The sequence below is a fragment of the Pseudomonas sp. MAG002Y genome, assembly GCF_019400845.1.
GTDB lineage: Bacteria > Pseudomonadota > Gammaproteobacteria > Pseudomonadales > Pseudomonadaceae > Chryseomonas > Chryseomonas luteola.
The window spans coordinates 236,816-254,924 of record NZ_WOEJ01000006.1 but is presented as its reverse complement, the minus strand read 5'-3'; the positions used below and the strand labels follow the sequence as shown (position 1 = coordinate 254,924).

General features: G+C 56.4%; 13 protein-coding genes and 1 pseudogene. 6 read left to right on the top strand and 8 right to left on the bottom strand.

Annotation, left to right across the window (positions count from 1 at the left end; translation table 11 throughout):
* Window position 1 precedes the first annotated feature (1 nt).
* On the bottom strand, window positions 2–772 hold the full coding sequence (locus GM154_RS11080) for a 2OG-Fe(II) oxygenase (RefSeq protein WP_010798504.1): 771 nt from the start codon (window positions 770–772) through the stop codon (window positions 2–4).
* An 87-nt stretch (window positions 773–859) separates the two neighbouring features.
* Window positions 860–1,495: a hypothetical protein gene (locus GM154_RS11075; RefSeq protein ID WP_074825713.1), complete on the bottom strand. Its 636-nt coding sequence runs from the start codon at window positions 1,493–1,495 to the stop codon at window positions 860–862.
* A gap of 93 nt (window positions 1,496–1,588) precedes the next feature.
* Between GM154_RS11075 and GM154_RS11070 the strand changes: the two genes are divergently transcribed.
* Window positions 1,589–2,587, top strand: coding sequence for a LysR family transcriptional regulator (locus GM154_RS11070; protein ID WP_026004127.1), 999 nt, complete (start codon window positions 1,589–1,591; stop codon window positions 2,585–2,587).
* 15 nt (window positions 2,588–2,602) lie between these two features.
* On the opposite strand, the gene ggt is transcribed toward GM154_RS11070, so the two are convergent.
* Together ggt and GM154_RS11060 are read right to left on the bottom strand one after the other, a co-directional pair.
* Complete coding sequence (gene ggt, locus GM154_RS11065) at window positions 2,603–4,381, bottom strand: gamma-glutamyltransferase (protein ID WP_258019808.1); 1,779 nt, start codon at window positions 4,379–4,381, stop codon at window positions 2,603–2,605.
* Window positions 4,382–4,534: 153 nt separating this feature from the next.
* The gene (locus GM154_RS11060; RefSeq protein WP_219652263.1) at window positions 4,535–7,177 is read right to left on the bottom strand and encodes a glucosidase; all 2,643 of its coding nucleotides are present in this window, start codon (window positions 7,175–7,177) and stop codon (window positions 4,535–4,537) included.
* 540 nt (window positions 7,178–7,717) lie between these two features.
* On the opposite strand from GM154_RS11060, the gene GM154_RS11055 reads away from it, so the two are divergent.
* Both GM154_RS11055 and GM154_RS11050 read left to right on the top strand, forming a co-directional pair.
* A complete protein-coding gene (locus tag GM154_RS11055) occupies window positions 7,718–8,998 on the top strand; it encodes an OprD family porin (protein WP_219652262.1) in 1,281 nt (426 codons plus the stop codon).
* A 304-nt stretch (window positions 8,999–9,302) separates the two neighbouring features.
* A complete protein-coding gene (locus tag GM154_RS11050; protein WP_010798497.1) occupies window positions 9,303–10,910 on the top strand; it encodes an inorganic phosphate transporter in 1,608 nt (535 codons plus the stop codon).
* On the opposite strand, the gene GM154_RS11045 is transcribed toward GM154_RS11050, so the two are convergent.
* The gene (locus GM154_RS11045) at window positions 10,872–11,813 is read right to left on the bottom strand and encodes a LysR substrate-binding domain-containing protein (RefSeq protein ID WP_219652261.1); all 942 of its coding nucleotides are present in this window, start codon (window positions 11,811–11,813) and stop codon (window positions 10,872–10,874) included. The two genes, GM154_RS11050 and GM154_RS11045, sit on opposite strands and share 39 nt — an antisense overlap.
* A 155-nt stretch (window positions 11,814–11,968) precedes the next feature.
* Here GM154_RS11045 and GM154_RS11040 point away from each other — a divergent pair, with 155 nt between their 5' ends.
* On the top strand, window positions 11,969–13,150 hold the full coding sequence (locus tag GM154_RS11040) for an acyl-CoA dehydrogenase (RefSeq protein ID WP_074825723.1): 1,182 nt from the start codon (window positions 11,969–11,971) through the stop codon (window positions 13,148–13,150).
* A 22-nt stretch (window positions 13,151–13,172) separates the two neighbouring features.
* Complete coding sequence (locus GM154_RS11035) at window positions 13,173–14,399, top strand: CaiB/BaiF CoA-transferase family protein (protein WP_219652260.1); 1,227 nt, start codon at window positions 13,173–13,175, stop codon at window positions 14,397–14,399.
* Here GM154_RS11035 and GM154_RS11030 read toward each other — a convergent pair.
* Window positions 14,396–15,604 (bottom strand): PLP-dependent aminotransferase family protein, encoded by a 1,209-nt coding sequence (locus tag GM154_RS11030; RefSeq protein ID WP_219652259.1) that lies wholly within the window; start codon window positions 15,602–15,604, stop codon window positions 14,396–14,398. The two genes, GM154_RS11035 and GM154_RS11030, sit on opposite strands and share 4 nt — an antisense overlap.
* Window positions 15,605–15,912: 308 nt before the next feature.
* Here GM154_RS11030 and tyrS point away from each other — a divergent pair, with 308 nt between their 5' ends.
* Complete coding sequence (tyrS, locus tag GM154_RS11025) at window positions 15,913–17,157, top strand: tyrosine--tRNA ligase (RefSeq protein WP_019367097.1); 1,245 nt, start codon at window positions 15,913–15,915, stop codon at window positions 17,155–17,157.
* Window positions 17,158–17,208: 51 nt separating this feature from the next.
* Here the strand turns inward: tyrS and GM154_RS25635 are convergent.
* Together GM154_RS25635 and GM154_RS11020 are read right to left on the bottom strand one after the other, a co-directional pair.
* Window positions 17,209–17,388 (bottom strand): annotated as a pseudogene (locus tag GM154_RS25635) (methyl-accepting chemotaxis protein); the annotation flags it as partial.
* A gap of 15 nt (window positions 17,389–17,403) precedes the next feature.
* Entirely contained in the window at window positions 17,404–18,027 is a 624-nt protein-coding gene (locus GM154_RS11020; RefSeq protein WP_219652258.1) for a class I SAM-dependent methyltransferase, read from the bottom strand.
* Between the last annotated feature and the right edge of the window lie 82 nt (window positions 18,028–18,109).

Sequence of the window (18,109 nt, the reverse complement as noted above, 5' to 3'; positions counted from 1 at the left end):
TTCAACTCCAGAAGGTCAACGGACTGCCAGCGCCTCGGTATCCAACAAAACACGACAGGCTGAGGCGTAAATGGTCCGAACCGGGAGTGACCGCATGCATCTTTCTTGAGTTGAAGAGAATGAGGTCACCCGGCTCCGGTCGGATTTCAACATCGGGTGGTCCCAGCAGGGTGGGGTCTATCCCATAGCTTGTGCCACGCAGGGCGTCGAACTGATCGGGCGTAAGCTCGGTTCGCCAGAGCTGCAGGGCGCCGCCCTCGCTTGGCATGTTCAGGTAAACGTTGCAGGCCATCTGGGCCTCAAGGCTCATGGCCTCGGTGCTCTGCGGAGCATCCTTGGCAAAGATGTCGTGATGGGCAAGGAAGCGAACGCCCGGTTTGACGACGCGGGAAAGCCCTACATACATCTTGCGTCCATACAGGGTTTGCAGCCGGGCGCCCGCAGGCCAGACTTCATCGAGCGTGCAGCGCAGCAGATCGATAGGGGACAGATACGGCTGGCAACGCCGTCGCAGTTCTTCAATGTTTTCGTAGACGCTTTCAAAATAGTCCGCCAGCCGGGGCGGCTGATTTTCAGCCTCGTAAAAGGCCATGCCGATACGGCCGATACTGGGTGCGTTAAGGTAGCTTTCGAAACCCTGTCCGAGAATTTGCTGGGCTATCTTCGACGCCAGTTCCTGAGGAATGAACTGCCTGACGTGGATCGCCATGACCTCTTCGTTAGCGAGAGCGTTGATGGACGACGTCTCGAGACGCTGCTTTTCAAGCATCATGAGCAGGTTCCTTGGGTGATAGGGTGACTTCCTGGTGTGCTCGTATGGTCGTTACACGTCGCAGACCCTGACCATCGTGTGATCACGTCATGGGGAAGTCACATCGTAATGAACGGAGAGTTTTCCTTTCTTTTCCTTGAGCAGGAGATCCTTCAGTCCGTTAAGCTCCCGCGAGGAGCGAACATGCGTGCCGCCACAGCCGTAAGGCGTAAAATCGCCAAAGCCAACTCTACGCTGGCCTTCGCCATCGAGGGTGATGCTGACCGGTAGATCCTGTTGCACGTACTGGTCGAAATAGGATTCCAGCTGCTCTGCATCCAGAGGCCGAGCCTCCTGACCGGGCATGAACTCAATACGGCCTTCTCCTGGCCAATGGTGTGCCTTGACGGGTTGCCAGCCAAACGCCTCTCCGATATGACCGATCAGATGACCGGCCGAATGCAAGTGTGTATGCAGTCGACGTCGGTTCTCATCGACACGGGCTTGCACGGAGCCCAGTGTTACAGGCTCTCGTGTGTAGTGGACGATACGCTCGCCGTCCTGTTTGACCATGACGACCTCTGTGTCGCCCAGCCAGCCGGTATCGCTGGGTTGCCCGCCGCCCTGGGGATGGAAGGGCGTGGCGGCCAACTCCACCGCATAGAGATCTTCCCAAGGGGCACAGGCGGTAACTTCAACCTCCATGACCAGAATGTCACTCGAATAATACAGACGCTGAGTCATGTCTAAAGCCCTTTGCAAAGCAGATGCCTGCCCCATTCTAGGGAAGGGGTGATATTGTGATAATCCGCCTGCATTCCAAAGGACTTTTGCGCGGTGAGCACAAATCTATCGATCATGCTAATGGGCGAGATGGTTGTTTTCGTCAAGGTCGTCGAAACCGGAAGCTTTTCCGAGGCTGCACGTCAGTTGGGCACGACACCGTCTTCCACCAGCCGAAGTGTAGCCCGGCTTGAAAAAGCCCTGGCGACACGCCTGCTCAACCGGACGACACGCAAGCTTCGTTTGAGCGAAAGCGGAGAAGAGGTCTATCGGCGCTGTGTCGACATGGTGAACGCTGCGCGCGCCGTCATGGAGGTCAGCGGGCAGTTCAGTCAGACGCCGGAGGGTGTTATCCGCCTGAGTGTACCGAAGGCAGTAGGGCGATTTCTGATTCATCCGCACCTGCCCGAATTTTTGCGGCTCTACCCGCATGTGGATGTGCAGATGAATCTGAGCGACCACTATGTCGATCTCATCGATGGTGATGTGGACCTGGCTATCCGCATTACCGATCAGCCACCGCCCGGTCTGATGGGGCGAGAACTGGTGCAGATCGACCATCTACTGGCGGCTACACCCCATTATCTGGCAGAGCATGGCACGCCGGAGCATCCTCGGGAGCTGACAACGCACAGCTGCATTTACCTGGGGCAGGAGCCGGCCGATTCACGCTGGCGGTTCAGAAAAGGCAACAAGAGCGTGAGCGTCAACGTTCGCGGCCGTTATGCCGCTAATCATACCGGCGCGCGATTGGACGCTGTGCTGCACCATATCGGTATCGGCAGTCTTCCCTATTTCACCGCGCGCTACGCCTTACGCAAGGGCCTGATTGTTCAAGTGCTGCCTGAGTGGTCATTCCAGACGCAATACTGCGGAGGAGCCTGGCTACTCTATCCAGCAACCAGGCACCTGCAACCCAAGCTCAAGGTGTTTATCGATTTTCTGGTCGAACGACTGAGTCAGGAGCCAACCCTCCATGACGATCCGGAGATCGGCATGGCAGTGACCCAGTACCGGGAATACGAGATGCCGGAGGCAGGCGGCGACTGGTAGCGCCGCCTGGAGGGTTCAATAGCCGATTGCGGCGCCTGCGGGACGGCGTACGTCGTTGGAGCCGTAAAGAAAGCCTTCCCGCACCCGCCCGGATACTGCCGAGTCGTTGCCGGAGTCATCTGCCATGACACCAGGCGCACCCGGCAGGCCCACCATGATCAACTCGGCTGCTCCCCATGGTGTCTGCTGCACCATGGTATAGCCCATCTCCTGCAGGAGCTTGAGGCTATCGGCAGATACGCCGCGTTGCTCGTAATACACCTCATCCGGCATCCATTGATGATGAATTCGTGGCGCATCGACTGCTTCCTGAGGCGGCATCCCATGATCAATGACGTTAAGGGCGGTCTGCAACGTGATAGAGATGATGCGCGAACCACCGGGTGAGCCCAGAACCATGAAGGTTTTGCCATCTTTGTTGATCAGGGTGGGCGTCATCGACGACAGCGGCCGCTTGCCAGGAGCTATCGCATTGGCTGTGCCTTGAACAAGACCATACAGGTTCTGCTCACCCACCTTCACGGTAAAATCATCCATCTCATTATTCAAAAAGAACCCGGTTCCGGGCGCAATAACGACTGATCCGAATCGGCCATTGATGGTATAGGTCGTGGAAACGGCATTTCCGTGTTCATCCATGATGGAGTAGTGCGTGGTCTCTGGCTTTTCTCGTGTTTCCATGCCTGGAATAACCTGCGCCGACGGGGTGGCCTTGTTGGGAAGAATCCGGTTGCGGACCTGGGCGGCGTAATCTTTGCTGGTGAGCTGCTCGATGGGATTATCGACAAAGGCCGGATCGCCCAGAGAGGTGTTGCGGTCCATGTAGGCCTGCCGCATGGCTTCGGTCAGGGTATGGATATAATCCGCCGAATTGAAGCCCATGCTTTTCAGGTCATAACCTTCAAGAATATTGAGGGTTTCGCACAAGGTCACACCTCCCGAGCTGGGCGGTGGGGCAGACACAAAGGTGTAGCCTCGGTAGGTACAGGTAAGCGGTGCGGTTTCGTTGATGGTGTAACGCGCAAAATCCTCTGCCGTCAGGATGCCGCCCCCTGCCTTGGCCGCCTTTTCGACAGCCTGGGGAATGCGTCCCTGGTAGAAGGCGTTCGGTCCCTCTTTGGCGATGGCAGCGAGGGTGTTGGCAAGGTCGGTCTGTATCAGACGGTCACCCGGCTGAAGTGGAGAGCCGTCCTTGCGCAGGAAAAGTCGTGCGGCTTCCGGATCATGCTTGAAGCGTTCAACGGTAGTGTCGAGGATATCGGTATCCGCCCGGGTCAATACAAAGCCTTCCCGTGCCAGCCGGATCGCCGGCGCCATGACCTGCTCTCGGGTCAGCTTGCCGTACCGCTGGTGAGCGGTGTCCAGGCCCAATACCGTACCGGGCACGCCAGCGGCCAGATAGCCATATAGGCTGGCGTCTTTACGGACCTTGCCGTTGCTATCGAGATACATATCTGCACTGGCGGCAGCAGGCGCCTTTTCGCGAAAGTCGATAAAGGTATCTTTGCCATCCGCCAAGTGGATTGTCATGAAGCCACCGCCACCGATATTGCCGCAACAGGGATTGACCACGGCCTGCGCATAACCGACAGCAACGGCGGCGTCGATGGCGTTACCCCCTTTCTTGAGAATATCCACGCCTACCTGGGAAGCCAGCTGTTGCGACGAGACGACCATTCCATGCCTGGCCTCCACGGCAGGGCTTGAGGCCGCAAACGTAGGTGCAGGGGTCAGAAGCATGCAGGTAAAAAGCGATACCGCTGCAGCAAATGGCAATGTCCATCGGGCGAACATCAAGGTCTCCTTGTTGGGATTGTTATAAGGCGTAGCACATTGAACCGGTGGAACCGCGCGTGCACATCGCTATGGATACTAAAGGCTGCTGGGTTGCATTGAAATGCCGGTTGTAAAAAGGCCGGACGAGGTCCGGCCTTTCATGCACCGCTATCAACGAGGCTGAAGCAGCAGCGCGACCAGTGCGCTCCAGCCGGTCTGGTGGGAAGCTCCAAGACCGCGCCCGTTCTCACCATGGAAATACTCATGGAAAAGCACAAGGTCTGCACAGTCTGGATCATTCTGGAGCTGTGGATAGGCCATCATGCTGGGACGGTGGCCGTTTTCATCCTTGAGGAACATGCGTGTCAAGCGCTCGCTCAGGCCGCTGGCTACCTCTTCCAGGGAGGCGAGGTAGCCGGAGCCAGTCGGATACTCTACTGAGAAGTTGTCCGAGTAATACAGGTAGAACTCATGCAGCGATTCGATCAACATATAGTTGATCGGCATCCACAGCGGTCCCCGCCAATTGGAGTTACCGCCATATAGCCGGGAGTCAGATTCGGCGGGTTGATAACGTGCGCTAAGCATGGAGCCGTCTTCCTGCCGCATCTCGAAGGGGGCTTCGGCATGTACCTTGGACAGTGAGCGGATGCCGAATGGTGACAGAAACTCCTTCTCATCCAGCATTCGCGCCAGGAGACTCTTGGTCCGCTGGCCACGCAGCAGCGCCAGCAGGAATCGGTTGCCCTGACCGGGCTCGGTCCAACGGGAAACCAGTCGTGCCAAATCAGGACGTTGCCGTACGAACTCCTTCAGACGATCCCGCACGCCAGGCAGGCCTTCATATTCCTTGGACTCTAATACCTGCACGGCGAACAGCGGGATGAGTCCTACGATCGAGCGCAGCCGCATCGGCTCACAGGTGCCATCGCCACGGTGCAGCACATCATAGAAGAATTCGTCCTGCTCATCCCAGAGTCCATCATGGCGCTCTTCACCCGCGTTGATCGCGCCGGCGATATGCAGGAAGTGCTCGAAGAACTTCACACCAATGTCGACGTATACCGGGTTTTCCTTGGCCAGCTCCAGTGCAATGCGCATCAGGTCAAGCGCGTAGGCAGCCATCCACGCAGTTCCATCGGCCTGATCCAAGTGAGAGCCGGGCGGCAAGACGGCGGAACGGTCGAAAATGCCGATGTTATCCAGGCCCAGGAAGCCCCCCTGGAAGAGATTGCGGCCTTCGGCATCCTTGCGATTGACCCACCAGGAAAAGTTGAGCAAAAGCTTATGGAAAACGCGCTCCAGAAACTCGCGATCACCGTGTCCCGTCAGTGCTTTTTCTTGCTGATAAACATGCCAGCAAGCCCAAGCGTGTACGGGAGGATTGGCATCCTCAAAGTTCCATTCGTAGGCCGGTAGCTGCCCGTTGGGGTGCATGAAGCGGTCTTTGACTAACAGAAGAAGTTGCTGTTTGGCAAAGCCCGGATCGATCATGGCATAGGCCACCGCCTGGAACGCAAGATCCCATGAGGCATACCAGGGGTATTCCCACTTGTCCGGCATTGATACGATGTCGAAATTGACGAGATGCCGCCACTGAGTATTGCGACCGCTCTTGCGCTCCTGGGGCGGGGCAGGACGATTGGGATCACCATCAATCCAGCGGTTGACTTCAAAATAGTAGAGCTGTTTGGACCAAAGCAGGCCGGCAATGGCCTGTCGCTGCACATTACGAGCATCCTCATCGATGATGTTGTGTTGCAACTCTGCGTAAAACGCGTCTGCTTCAGCGCGACGTTTGGCGAAGACCGCTTTTACATCGAGATGAGGGTCAGCGGTTTCTGGTGCAAATCGCATATAGATAACCGACCGGGCATTTCCCTGAAGATCCAGTACGAACCGTGCAGCGACCTTGCTGCCAGAGTCTCGGCGAATCGTCTGCTCATCCCCACTCACCACGTAATCGTTGATGCCATCCTTGAACGGACCGGCCGCCTCGACGCCCTCCAGCTTTGGTTTGTTGGTTTCGTTGTTGCAGAAGATCCATTCGGGCGTGACGTCACCCCATGCGGTAGCGATATAATCCGCCCAGTTGTAGTTAGTTGCCTTGACTTTTCCGTCGTCCATGATGGATAGCAGCGGTCGCTGCGGCGCTCCGGTCCATACCCAGGTGTTGCGTGTCCATAGGTGGGGCATGACATGTAGGCGTGCCGCCTCGGTAGAGCGGTTTACCACCGTGACACGCATCAGCACATCGTCCGGCGTGTTCTTGGCGTATTCAACGGTTACATCGAAATAGCGGTTGTCGTTGAAGACACCCGTATCGAGAATTTCGTACTCTGCATCTCCCAGCCCACGGCGACCGTTTTCTTCTACGAGGTCAGCGTAAGGAAACTCGGCGTGAGGATACTTGTAGAGCATGCGCATGTAGGAGTGGCTTGGAACGCCATCCAGATAGAAGTACAGTTCCTTGACGTCTTCGCCATGGTTGCCTTCGGCGTTCGTCAGGCCGAACAGACGTTCCTTGATGAAAGGGTCGCGCTCATTCCAGAGCCCCAGCGCCAGGCACCACTGCTGGGCTACATCCGAGAAACCGGCCAGCCCGTCCTCACCCCAGCGATAGGCACGGCTGCGTGCATGTTCGTGCGGGAAATAGCTCCAGGCGTTGCCATCGGCACTATAGTCCTCACGCACCGTTGCCCATTGGCGTTCACTCAGGTAGGGACCCCATTTCCGCCAGTGCTCGGCATCTACGCCGGAAAGCCGCTGACCTTCTATTGTATTGAGGATGCCCGGTGCTGGATGTGCCGTCATCGTATCTCCCGTGATAATCAGATTGCCAAACTCCAAGCGCGAACAGGCGCCCTTGATGAGGTATAGACATCTTTTGGCTCAGGAGGATTCACATTACACGCTTGCTGCACTAACCGAGCCGTTTATACGGCTTGATATGGCCGGGCCAAACGCGTCGGCAAGCACGTTTGGCGTCGGCGTTAACCTGAAACCTATTCATGTTCGGCAACCTTTTCTTACAGTTACATAACCCCCTGATATGGCAGTACAATGGCCTATCGCTTTGCGATCACCAGTAGAGAAGAACAGGCACCTGTTTTCTTGCGGGTGCGAGGTGGCTGCTCTCGTACATACCCTTTCACGAGAGAGCTCATGATTTGCCAGGCCTTATGAGGCTTTTGGAACGCTCGCGTAGGCTTACCCGCCGAGGCGGCACCCAACCGGTAAGCCATGAGCATTCCTGTCATTCACGTGTGCGGGAATCCTTCCAGTCCGTCAGGAAAGACCTATAGAAACACGCCTGATCGTCACACCGTATTAGTCAGAAAGGAACGGCAGTAGATGTTAAACAAACGGATTACCTTGATTGCTTGTGGCGTATTGAGTGCTACCCAGGCATTGGCAGCTGAAACCCAGACCTCCAACGGGTTCATTGAGGACAGCAGCCTCAAACTGTTCCTGCGCAACGCCTACATGAACCGTGACTATAAGCACGGTAATCAAGACAAGGCGGAGTGGGGGCAGGGCGTAACAGCCAATTTTGCATCTGGATTTACACAAGGTACCGTAGGGTTTGGCGTCGACGCATTTGCTTTGTACGGTCTGCGCCTAGACGGTGGCAAAGGCCGCTCGGGTGCTGGCGGTATCGATTTCTTCAAACAGGGCGACAGCGGTGAGGCGGCCAGCGATATCGCCAAGGGCGGCGCCTCGATCAAGGCACGTTTTTCCAACACGACCATCACCTACGGTGATCAGATGCCGGCGCTGCCGGTCTTGAACTCGGACACCTCACGCCTATTGCCGGAAAGTTATACCGGTACGCTGATTACCTCGAAGGAAATCGATGGGCTTGTCTTCAACGTAGGGCGTTTCACCGAGGAGTCCCGCAAGAGTGCCGAGGGACGTGATAGCGGTGGGCTGAAAAAGATCGATGTCATCGGTGGCAGCTACAAGTTCACGGATCAGTTCATGGCATCGCTTTATGCGTCCGATGTCAAAGACGTCCTGAAAAAGCAGTACATCAACCTGAACTACGTCCTGCCCATCGATAAGGACCAGTCTCTGACGTTTGACTTCAATGGCTATAAGACGCGGCTGGACAAGAGCTTTGCCCAGACTTATTCAGGTGATGCCGATGCCCGCGACAACAAGATCTGGAGTCTGGCGGCTACCTACTCGGTAGGGCCTCACTCCTTCACTCTGGCGCACCAGCGCAGCACGGGTGATATTGGCTATCCCTACGGCTGGTATCAGAACGCGGGCGGCATAGGTGACGGCGGCATGACGATCTTTCTTGCCAACTCCTACTGGTCGGACTTCAACGCCAAGGACGAGCGTTCCTGGCAGTTGGGCTATGGGCTGGATTTCTCCACCTATGGGGTTCCGGGCCTGAGCTATCAGCTGGCTTATGTTCGCGGTGATCATATCGATGCCGGAGATGGACGTGGTAAGGAGCGCGAGCTGTTCAATCAGGTGAAATATGTTGTTCAGAACGGCCCGGCCAAGGACCTTTCAGTACGTCTGCGTAACTCCATCCTGCGCACGTCGAACAATGTCCGCTCCTACAACGATGACGGTAACGAAGTGCGTATCTTCATCGACTACCCAATCAGTATCTTCTAAACAGATGCCGGCTGGATAAGCCGGCAAGGCGGGTCGCTTGAGATCAACGACCCGCCTGGTTTACCAGACGCACTACTGATGAAAGGCCTGACTTATAAGTGGCTAGCGTCTTTTGCAGTAAATGGCGTCTGAATACCTGACACTAGGTTTCGATCATTGGCGGCGGGTCTGAGCAGTACCCAAAATGTCTAGAAGAAACATTCATGACAAGATGACGCTTTAAGGACAAACGGTCGATATTTGCATACAAAATGTCACAAAGAGGGCATAGCGTGAGGTGAACAGTCCTATAAGGTTCCCTCGTATGTCGACGATCCAGGCTCATGATGCGGCCCCCGCAGCCACGCGTCCCCGGCTGGACCAGACGTTCAGTCGCCGAAGTGTTTTCCTATTTTTCTCATTGCTTTTTGCCGGCATTCTCATCAGTTCCTACGGTATTGTCAGTGATGTCCGTGAAGCCGGATCAGTGGCTACCACCTGGTTGCCGTTCGCATTGCTGGGCCTGGCTCTAGTCATTGCGCTTGGATTCGAATTCGTCAATGGGTTCCACGATACGGCCAATGCAGTTGCTACCGTTATCTATACGCATTCACTGCCTGCCCAGGTCGCTGTCGTGTGGTCCGGTTTTTGGAATTTCATGGGTGTGATGCTTTCCAGCGGCGCCGTGGCATTCGGCATCATTGCACTGTTGCCGGTTGACCTCATCTTGCAGGTCGGCTCCAGCAATGGCTTTGCAATGATCTTTGCCTTGCTGATTGCCGCCATTGTCTGGAATTTGGGAACATGGTGGCTTGGGTTGCCAGCGTCGTCATCCCATACCTTGATTGGTTCGATTCTGGGCGTCGGGCTGACCAATGCCTGGCTGGAAGGGCGAGACGGCAGCAGCGGGGTAGATTGGAGTCAGGCGCTGAAGGTGGGGTATGCGCTTCTTTTCTCACCCCTGGTAGGATTTATCTGTGCGGCGCTCCTGCTGCTGACATTGCGTATGCTGGTCAAGCAAAAGGCACTCTATCAGGAGCCCAAAGGCACTCAGCCGCCCCCGTTCTGGATTCGGGGGATGTTGATCCTTACCTGCACCGGCGTGTCGTTTGCCCACGGCTCCAATGACGGTCAGAAGGGAATGGGGCTCATCATGCTGATCCTGGTAGGTACCTTGCCAATGGCCTATGCGCTGAACCGTGCAGTGCCCGCCACGCAAACGCCGCAGTTCGTTGCTGTAGCTCAGGTGACTCAACAAGGAATTGTAAAGGACGTACCTGGCGCTGCACCGGCCGATCCACGTGGCGTACTTCTGGAATATGTACGTACCCGCAAGTCCACGGAGGAGGTCATTCCGGCGTTGGGTGCAGTGACCGGGTTGATCGCCGATGAGGTGAAAAGTTACGGCACGCTGGCCAACGTACCTGCCCAGGCCATGATGAACGTGCGTAACGACATGTACCTGACTTCAGAAAGCATCAGCCTGCTCAAGAAACAAAAGCTCGATACCTTTTCCGACGACACGCGCAACAATCTCAATGAATTCAAACGCCAGATCGATGAGGCGACACGGTTCATTCCACTTTGGGTAAAGGTGGCGGTAGCCATTGCGCTGGGTATGGGCACCCTGGTTGGGTGGCGACGGATCGTCATTACCGTGGGCGAGCGCATTGGTAAGACGCACTTGACCTATGCTCAAGGCGCCAGTGCCGAGCTGGTCGCTATGGCTACTATTGGCGCAGCCGACCTGTATGGCCTGCCTGTCTCGACCACGCATGTCTTGTCCTCGGGTGTAGCGGGAACCATGGCAGCCAATGGCAGTGGCCTGCAGATGTCTACGGTACGCAACCTGGCCCTGGCCTGGGTATTTACCTTACCCGCCGCGATGATGCTTTCAGGGTTGCTGTACTGGCTCTTCCATGCCGTGTTCTGATAATAAGCTGCCTGTGCGGTACTCCTGTGCCTCGCCAAGCAGCCAGTCGCGAAAGGACTGTAATGCTTGAGATGTGGTCGTACGCTCGGGGATAGCAAGATAATACGCACGGTCACTGCGGTAGCTAGAGGTATTCAAGATGGTAAGCCGCTCCTGCTCCAGCTCGTTCTGGATAAGGAACGGTGGAATCAGCGCAACCCCCATTTCATGGATGGCGGCCTGAGCCAGCATGGAAAACAGCTCGTAACGCGGACCATGCAGGTCATGAGGGAATGACAGGCCCTGCGCATTAAACCATTGTCGCCAGGCATAAGGCCGTGTGGTCTGTTGCAGCAGCGGAAGCGCTGCAACAGCCTGAGCGGTAATGCCATCCTTGTGATCGACCAGTGCCGGACTGCACACCGGCACTGGGTATTCGTGCATGAGAAAATGGGTTTGTGTGCCTGACCACTCACCGTCTCCACAGTAAAGCGCGGCATCGAAATCGGTGTCGGCAAAGAGAAAAGGGCGGGTACGGTTGGTCAGATTGACCGTTATGTCTGGATGAAGTACTTGAAACCGCTTAAGGCGTGGCAGGAGCCATTGTGTCCCAAAGGTGGGTACTACCGCGAGTTCGAGCCGGCCTGAGCCATGCTTGCCCATAACAGCCAGAGCGTCCCGCTCGGCTGCATCCAGGTGCTGGGCTACCTGCCGGCTATAGGATAATCCCGCTTCAGTAAGTAGAACACCCCGGCGAGTACGGCGAAACAGCTCAATGCCCAGAAAGCTCTCCAAACCTGCAATCTGCCGGCATACCGCACTTTGTGTCAGAGCCAACTCATCTGCGGCCCGGGTAAAACTCTGGTGTCTGGCAGCAGCCTCAAAGGCAATCAGCGCAGCCGTACTGGGTATTTTTCTTCTCACATGTACCTCTTGCTCACAGACAAATGCCTACAGCAGCGGTAATCATCATGGCGTGAAGTGAGTTTTACGCACAACCCTGTGCACATTGCTCGGTTGCAGCACAGTTAGGCGTCTTCTAGCCTTGCTTCACAACAAGATCACCGGAGTGACCTGCAATGGCAGCCAATGCACCGTTCAATTGGGAAGATCCTCTCCTGCTTGAGCAACAGCTCAGCGATGAAGAGCGGATGGTACGCAACAGCGCCGCGCAATTTGCACAGGCCCAACTGGCGCCTCGTGTCCTGGAGGCGTTCCGGCATGAGCAGACCGACCCGTCGATTTTCCGCGAAATGGGGGAGGCAGGCTTGCTTGGCGCCACGATCCCTAGTGAATACGGCGGCAGTGGACTTAATTATGTGTGTTACGGCTTGATCGCCCGTGAGGTAGAACGGATCGACTCAGGATACCGCTCCATGATGAGTGTTCAGTCGTCTCTGGTCATGGTGCCTATCTATGAATTTGGTACTCAGGCACAACGCCAGAAATACCTGCCAAGGTTGGCCTCAGGCGAATGGATTGGTTGCTTTGGACTGACAGAGCCGGACCATGGCTCTGACCCAGGCTCAATGGCTAGCCGGGCAAAAAAGGTAGAGGGCGGCTATCGCCTCACCGGTAGCAAGACCTGGATTACCAACAGTCCGATTGCCGATGTGTTTGTTGTATGGGCCAAGGATGAGGCCGGTGATATCCGCGGATTCATTCTGGAAAAAGGCTGGAAAGGTCTCACCGCACCTGCCATTCACGGCAAGGTGGGACTGCGTGCCTCAGTAACGGGAGAAATCGTAATGGATAACGTCTTTGTCCCTGAGGAAAACCGATTTCCAGAAATACGCGGCCTGAAAGGTCCCTTTACCTGCCTCAATTCCGCCCGGTACGGGATCAGCTGGGGCGCATTGGGTGCGGCCGAGTTCTGCTGGCACACCGCTCGACAATACACCCTTGATCGCAAGCAGTTTGGTCGACCTCTTGCTGCAAATCAGCTCATTCAAAAGAAGCTGGCCGACATGCAAACCGATATCACGTTGGCCCTGCAAGGCTGCCTGCGTCTGGGACGAATGAAGGACGAGGGGACGGCCGCTGTGGAGATCACTTCAATCATGAAACGCAACAGTTGTGGCAAGGCACTGGACGTTGCCCGTATGGCCCGGGACATGCTTGGAGGCAATGGTATCTCTGACGAATTTGGCATTGCGCGGCATCTGGTTAATCTTGAGGTGGTCAACACCTACGAGGGAACCCATGATGTGCACGCGCTCATCCTGGGACGGGCACAGACCGGTATCCAGGCCTTCTTTTGATCACTCTCAGGGAGGCTGGCTCATGGCTGGAGCACTTGCAGGCTTACGAGTCCTAGACCTGTCACGGGTTCTTGCCGGGCCTTGGGCCGGACAAATCCTGGCGGACCTGGGGGCAGAAGTCATCAAAGTCGAGCGCCCCGGGCGAGGAGATGATACACGTCATTGGGGGCCGCCCTTTTTAAAAGACCCGCTAGGGGCGAACACGGGCGAGTCGGCCTATTTTCTGTCAGCCAATCGCAACAAACAGTCGATAGCCGTAGACTTCACCCAGCCCGACGGTCAGCAGATCCTTCGGGATCTGGCTGTTAAATCCGATGTGGTGCTAGAAAATTTCAAGGTTGGAGGCTTGTCAGCCTATGGCCTGGACTACGCCTCGCTCAGTGCTCTTAACCCGGAAATGATCTACTGCTCGATTACCGGTTTTGGTCAGAGCGGCCCTTATGCACAGCGGGCAGGCTATGACTTCTTGATACAGGGGCTTGGCGGCCTTATGAGTCTGACAGGCCATCCGGATGATGACGAGGGCGGTGGCCCGGTCAAGACAGGGGTTGCGCTGGTAGATATCCTGACGGGGCTGTATGCCACGGTTGCTGTTCTGGCTGCGCTGAACCATCGGACTCAGACCGGTGAAGGGCAGCATATCGACATGGCGTTGCTCGATGTTGAAGTGGCCTGCTTGGCCAACCAGGCCATGAATTATCTGGTCTCCGGTGAGTCGCCAACGCGCCTTGGCAATGCCCATCCCAACATCGTACCGTATCAAGCCTTTCCAACAGCTGATGGCGATATGATCCTCACGATTGGCAATGATGCTCAGTTCCGCCGGTTCTGCGAGGTGGCAGACCGGCTGGATTGGGTGAATGATCCTCGTTTTGCCACCAACCAGGCGAGGGTCGTCCATCGTATGGAACTGGTTCCGCTGATTCGGCAGGTTACCGTTTTCAGGCGTACTGAAGAATGGATCGCCCTGCTCGAAGCGGTGGGGGTGCCCTGTGGTCCGATCAATTCAGTGGCCCAGGTTTTTGCCGATAAGCAGGTAGCGGCACGCAGTCTGGCCTTTACGATGGCGCATCCGCTGGGACAAACCGTTCCGCAGGTGGCAAGCCCGATACGTCTTTCTAGAACGCCCGTGGAGTACCGACGTCATCCACCGCTGCTCGGTGAGCATACCGAGCAGGTGTTGCGGTATCTTCTGGGCCACGGCGATGCCAGAGTCAACGCCTGGAGGCAGGCGGGTATAGTCGGTTAGCCTTTACGCCCGAATGCCTGAACGGCCAAGGCCAACCGCTCTACCGCGTGGCCGATCTGCTCGAGCGATGGCGCAGCAAACGACAGCCGTACCGTAGAGTGGTCAGGGGCTTCGGCGTAGAAGGCGCTGCCTGGAACGTACATGACCTTATGCTCAATAGCCTGCTCAAGGACCGCCTTGGCATCCAGCCCCTCTGACCAACGCCCCCAGACAAACAGCCCGCCGGCCGGTATCTGGCATTCGAACCGTTGGCCAAGGTGTGTCTGTAGACCGTTCACCAGGGCTTGGCACTTGGCATGGTAAGCCGCCGTAAGCACCGGTAGATGGCGCTCTAGAAAACCCTGCTTCAAGTAGGCTTCGGCAATGGATTGCATCCAGCCGGAGGTACACAAGTCAGCGGTTTGCTTGGCGATCGTACAGCGTTTGAGTACCTCGGCAGGCCCTATCATCCAGCCAATACGAACCCCAGGCGCCACGATTTTTGAAAGGCTGGACAAATAGACTACCTGATCTCGGGTTTCCGGCTGCGTGCGAGCCAGGTCTGCCAGCGTGGGAATGGCAACACCGGTAAAGCGTAGATCACCATATGGATCATCTTCGATAATCAGCAGGTCATGACGCATCGCCACCTCCAGCAAGGCGCGGCGGCGTTCCAGACCAAGCGTAAGTCCGGTAGGGTTGGCAAATGTGGGGGAAAGATAGAGAAACTTCGGTCGTTGCTCCTGCGTACAGCGGGTCAGCTGACTATCCAGTTGCGCAGGATCGATACCGTCCAGATCCGAGGCGACGGTTTCTATTCTGGCCTGAGCCAACCGTAAGGCTTGAAGCGTAGCGGGGTAGGTAGGTTGTTCGACCAGAACGGCGTCACCCGGCGACAGCAGGACGCGAACCAGCAAATCAAACCCTTGTTGCGAGCCAGACGTGACGATCAGATCGTCCGCCTCACAGGGAATACCACGCTGGCGGCTCAACTGAGCAAGTGCCTCGCGTAGTCCCGGCAAGCCTTCACTGCTGGAATATTGCAGGCAAGCGACTGGATTGCGAAAGGCCACTGTCATCGCCTCTGCCAGCCCTGCTTCATCAAACAGATCGGAGGCAGGGTAGCCGCCCGCCAGCGAGATCATGCCGGGTACGGAAAGATACTTGAACAACTCTCGTATGGGAGAGCCTTGTGGCGATTTGAAGACAGGGTTGAAGGTAAGCATGGGAGATTTGCCGTTAATCACGATGCGAAGACTATGCGTCGGCCGCTTCTCTCACTACAAACGAGAAAAAGTCATAGGCTGTTGAAAGAAAGGAATTCTAGTGATTTGCCGTTTCGCTTGACTTTCCTGCTGAACCGGTTAGCTTTGTCGCCCATGAACACCTTTATCACACCCATCGCTGCGTATTATTACTACCTGAACTCTTTCGGGTGGTAGGTGCTGCGCTGCATTCCGAACCGCCTGTGGCGGCTCGGTGAATGCAACCTCTCCCAGTCTCCGCAGGCCAGAAAGCCAAGGAGACGTACTCAATGAACAAGCCCCAGCAAGACCTGCTTCACCTGTTGGAAGAACGTGGTTTCGTCCATCAGATCACCGACCGTGACGGTCTTGGCCAAGCGCTCAATAACGGACCAGTGACCGCGTACCTAGGCTTTGACGCAACGGCTGATAGCCTACACGTCGGGCATCTGCAAGGTCTCATGCTCATGCGCTGGATGCAGCGTGCAGGGCATCCGATCCTGCTTTTGATCGGTGGCGCCACGACGCGCATTGGCGATCCCAGCTTTCGGGATAGCAGCCGCCCGGTGCTGAACGACGCCCAGATCGCTCAGAATATGTCCGGTATTGCCAAGGCATTTACGACCTACCTGGAAGTGGGCGATACGGACGGGCAAGCCCGGGTAGTAGACAATGCCGAGTGGCTTGATGGGCTGGGTTACCTGAATTTCCTCAATACCGTAGGACGGCATTTCTCGATCAACCGCCTGCTCACGTTCGATGCCATCCGTAATCGCCTGGATCGTGAGCACTCTCTGTCCTTCGAGGAATTTGGCTACACCTTGCTTCAGGCTTATGATTTCGTCGAGTTGGCCCATCGGTATGGCTGCACTCTGCAGTTGGGCGGCGCTGACCAGTGGGCCAACATTATCAATGGCGTTGAGCTGTCACGTCGCCAGAATGGCCCGCAGCTCTACGGGCTTACGATGCCGCTGTTGACCACGAGTGACGGCAAGAAGATGGGCAAGTCGGCACAAGGCGCGGTATGGCTCAACGGCGATAAGCTATCTGCCTATGATTTCTGGCAATTCTGGCGCAACTGCGATGATCGGGACGTACAGCGTTTCCTGGCACTGTTTACCGAACTGCCTATGGACGAAGTACGTCGCCTAGGCGCATTGCAGGGTGCAGAGCTTAACGAGGCGAAAATCGTTCTGGCCAACGAGGCGACCCGTTTGTGCCATGGCGAAGCGGCCCAGCGTGACGCGGAGACAGCGGCACGGGCGTTGTTCAGTGAGGGCAGCCAGAGCGACACACTACCCAAAGTGGAAGCCAGCCGCGCCGCACTGCAAACGGGCCTCACCCTGACCGATCTTCTGGTGGCTAGCGGACTACAGGGTTCGCGCAGTGCCGTGCGCCGACTCGCGGACGGCGGTGGGCTACGCCTGGACGACGTGCAGGTCCAGAATCCGGACGAGCCCTTGTCTCCCACGCTGGAGGGCAGCCGATTAAGCCTGGGCAAGAAGCGTCATTTTCAGGTTGTGCTGGTGGACTGAAAAAGAAAAGCCCCGGTGTTCCGGGGCTTTCTCTATCTGGCTTTGCGTCGCAAACCGCATCACAAGTCGGTTCATATCCACAGCTAGGCGAGACAGTTCCGCGCTGGCCATAGTGGTCTGGTTGGCACCTGCGGACGTCTGTATCGACAAGTCACGGATGCTGACCAGATTGTAGTCAACGGCCCGGGCTACTTGGGCCTGTTCTTCAAACGCCGTAGCGATCAGCAGGTTTTCTCGTTGTAAGACTCAGGCTAAGGGACGGGCAACGCCCCAATAATGGTACGTTAATGGGCGTAAGCCCGTTAAATAAAACGTTTTGAATTCAATCATTTCGAATTTGGCGTCATGGATAAGTTTGCTTATTTCCCGGTTCAGATGGCAGCCGCCCACTACTTGGGACCAGAGTGGCGTCATCCGATCTTGCCATACACGCACCGCTTCATCGGGGGCTTGTCCATGCTCGCAGAACAGGAGCTGTCCTTCCGGCTTGAGTACGCGATGCATCTCTTTAAGTGCAGCGGCCGGATCTGGAATCGTGCACAGCGAATAGGTCACCACAACCGTGTCGAAGGAGCGATTCTCAAAGGGAATCCGCTCGGCCGACAGGCCAACCAGTTCGACGTCAAGGCCTGCGCGTTGAGCACGAGACCGAGCCAGCCGGTGCATATCCAGGGAAGGGTCCAGCCCGACGATACGCTCTACCCGAGACCTGTCATAGTGCTCAAGGTTGAGCCCGGTCCCGATGCCAATTTCCAGCACCTGACCATACGCCAAAGGGATAAGAGACTGCCGCTGCAGGCGTACGGGTTTAATCCCGCAGGCAATATCGAGCAGATAAGGCAAAACACGACGCTCGTACCAGGAACTCATGTTGAACAGGCCACGTGATCCGTTGAAAGACGGTACTACTGTATCCGGTCTGTAAAACAAAAGGCGGGGAGAATACCCCGCC

Coding starts and splice junctions, on each gene's coding strand:
- GM154_RS11075 (WP_074825713.1), bottom strand. CDS start 1,495: ATGACTCAGCGTCTGTATTATTCGAGTGACATTCTGGTCATGGAGGTT.
- GM154_RS11055 (WP_219652262.1), top strand. CDS start 7,718: ATGTTAAACAAACGGATTACCTTGATTGCTTGTGGCGTATTGAGTGCT.
- GM154_RS11080 (WP_010798504.1), bottom strand. CDS start 772: ATGATGCTTGAAAAGCAGCGTCTCGAGACGTCGTCCATCAACGCTCTC.
- GM154_RS11050 (WP_010798497.1), top strand. CDS start 9,303: ATGTCGACGATCCAGGCTCATGATGCGGCCCCCGCAGCCACGCGTCCC.
- GM154_RS11040 (WP_074825723.1), top strand. CDS start 11,969: ATGGCAGCCAATGCACCGTTCAATTGGGAAGATCCTCTCCTGCTTGAG.
- ggt (WP_258019808.1), bottom strand. CDS start 4,381: ATGTTCGCCCGATGGACATTGCCATTTGCTGCAGCGGTATCGCTTTTT.
- GM154_RS11035 (WP_219652260.1), top strand. CDS start 13,173: ATGGCTGGAGCACTTGCAGGCTTACGAGTCCTAGACCTGTCACGGGTT.
- tyrS (WP_019367097.1), top strand. CDS start 15,913: ATGAACAAGCCCCAGCAAGACCTGCTTCACCTGTTGGAAGAACGTGGT.
- GM154_RS11020 (WP_219652258.1), bottom strand. CDS start 18,027: ATGAGTTCCTGGTACGAGCGTCGTGTTTTGCCTTATCTGCTCGATATT.
- GM154_RS11060 (WP_219652263.1), bottom strand. CDS start 7,177: ATGACGGCACATCCAGCACCGGGCATCCTCAATACAATAGAAGGTCAG.
- GM154_RS11030 (WP_219652259.1), bottom strand. CDS start 15,604: ATGCTTACCTTCAACCCTGTCTTCAAATCGCCACAAGGCTCTCCCATA.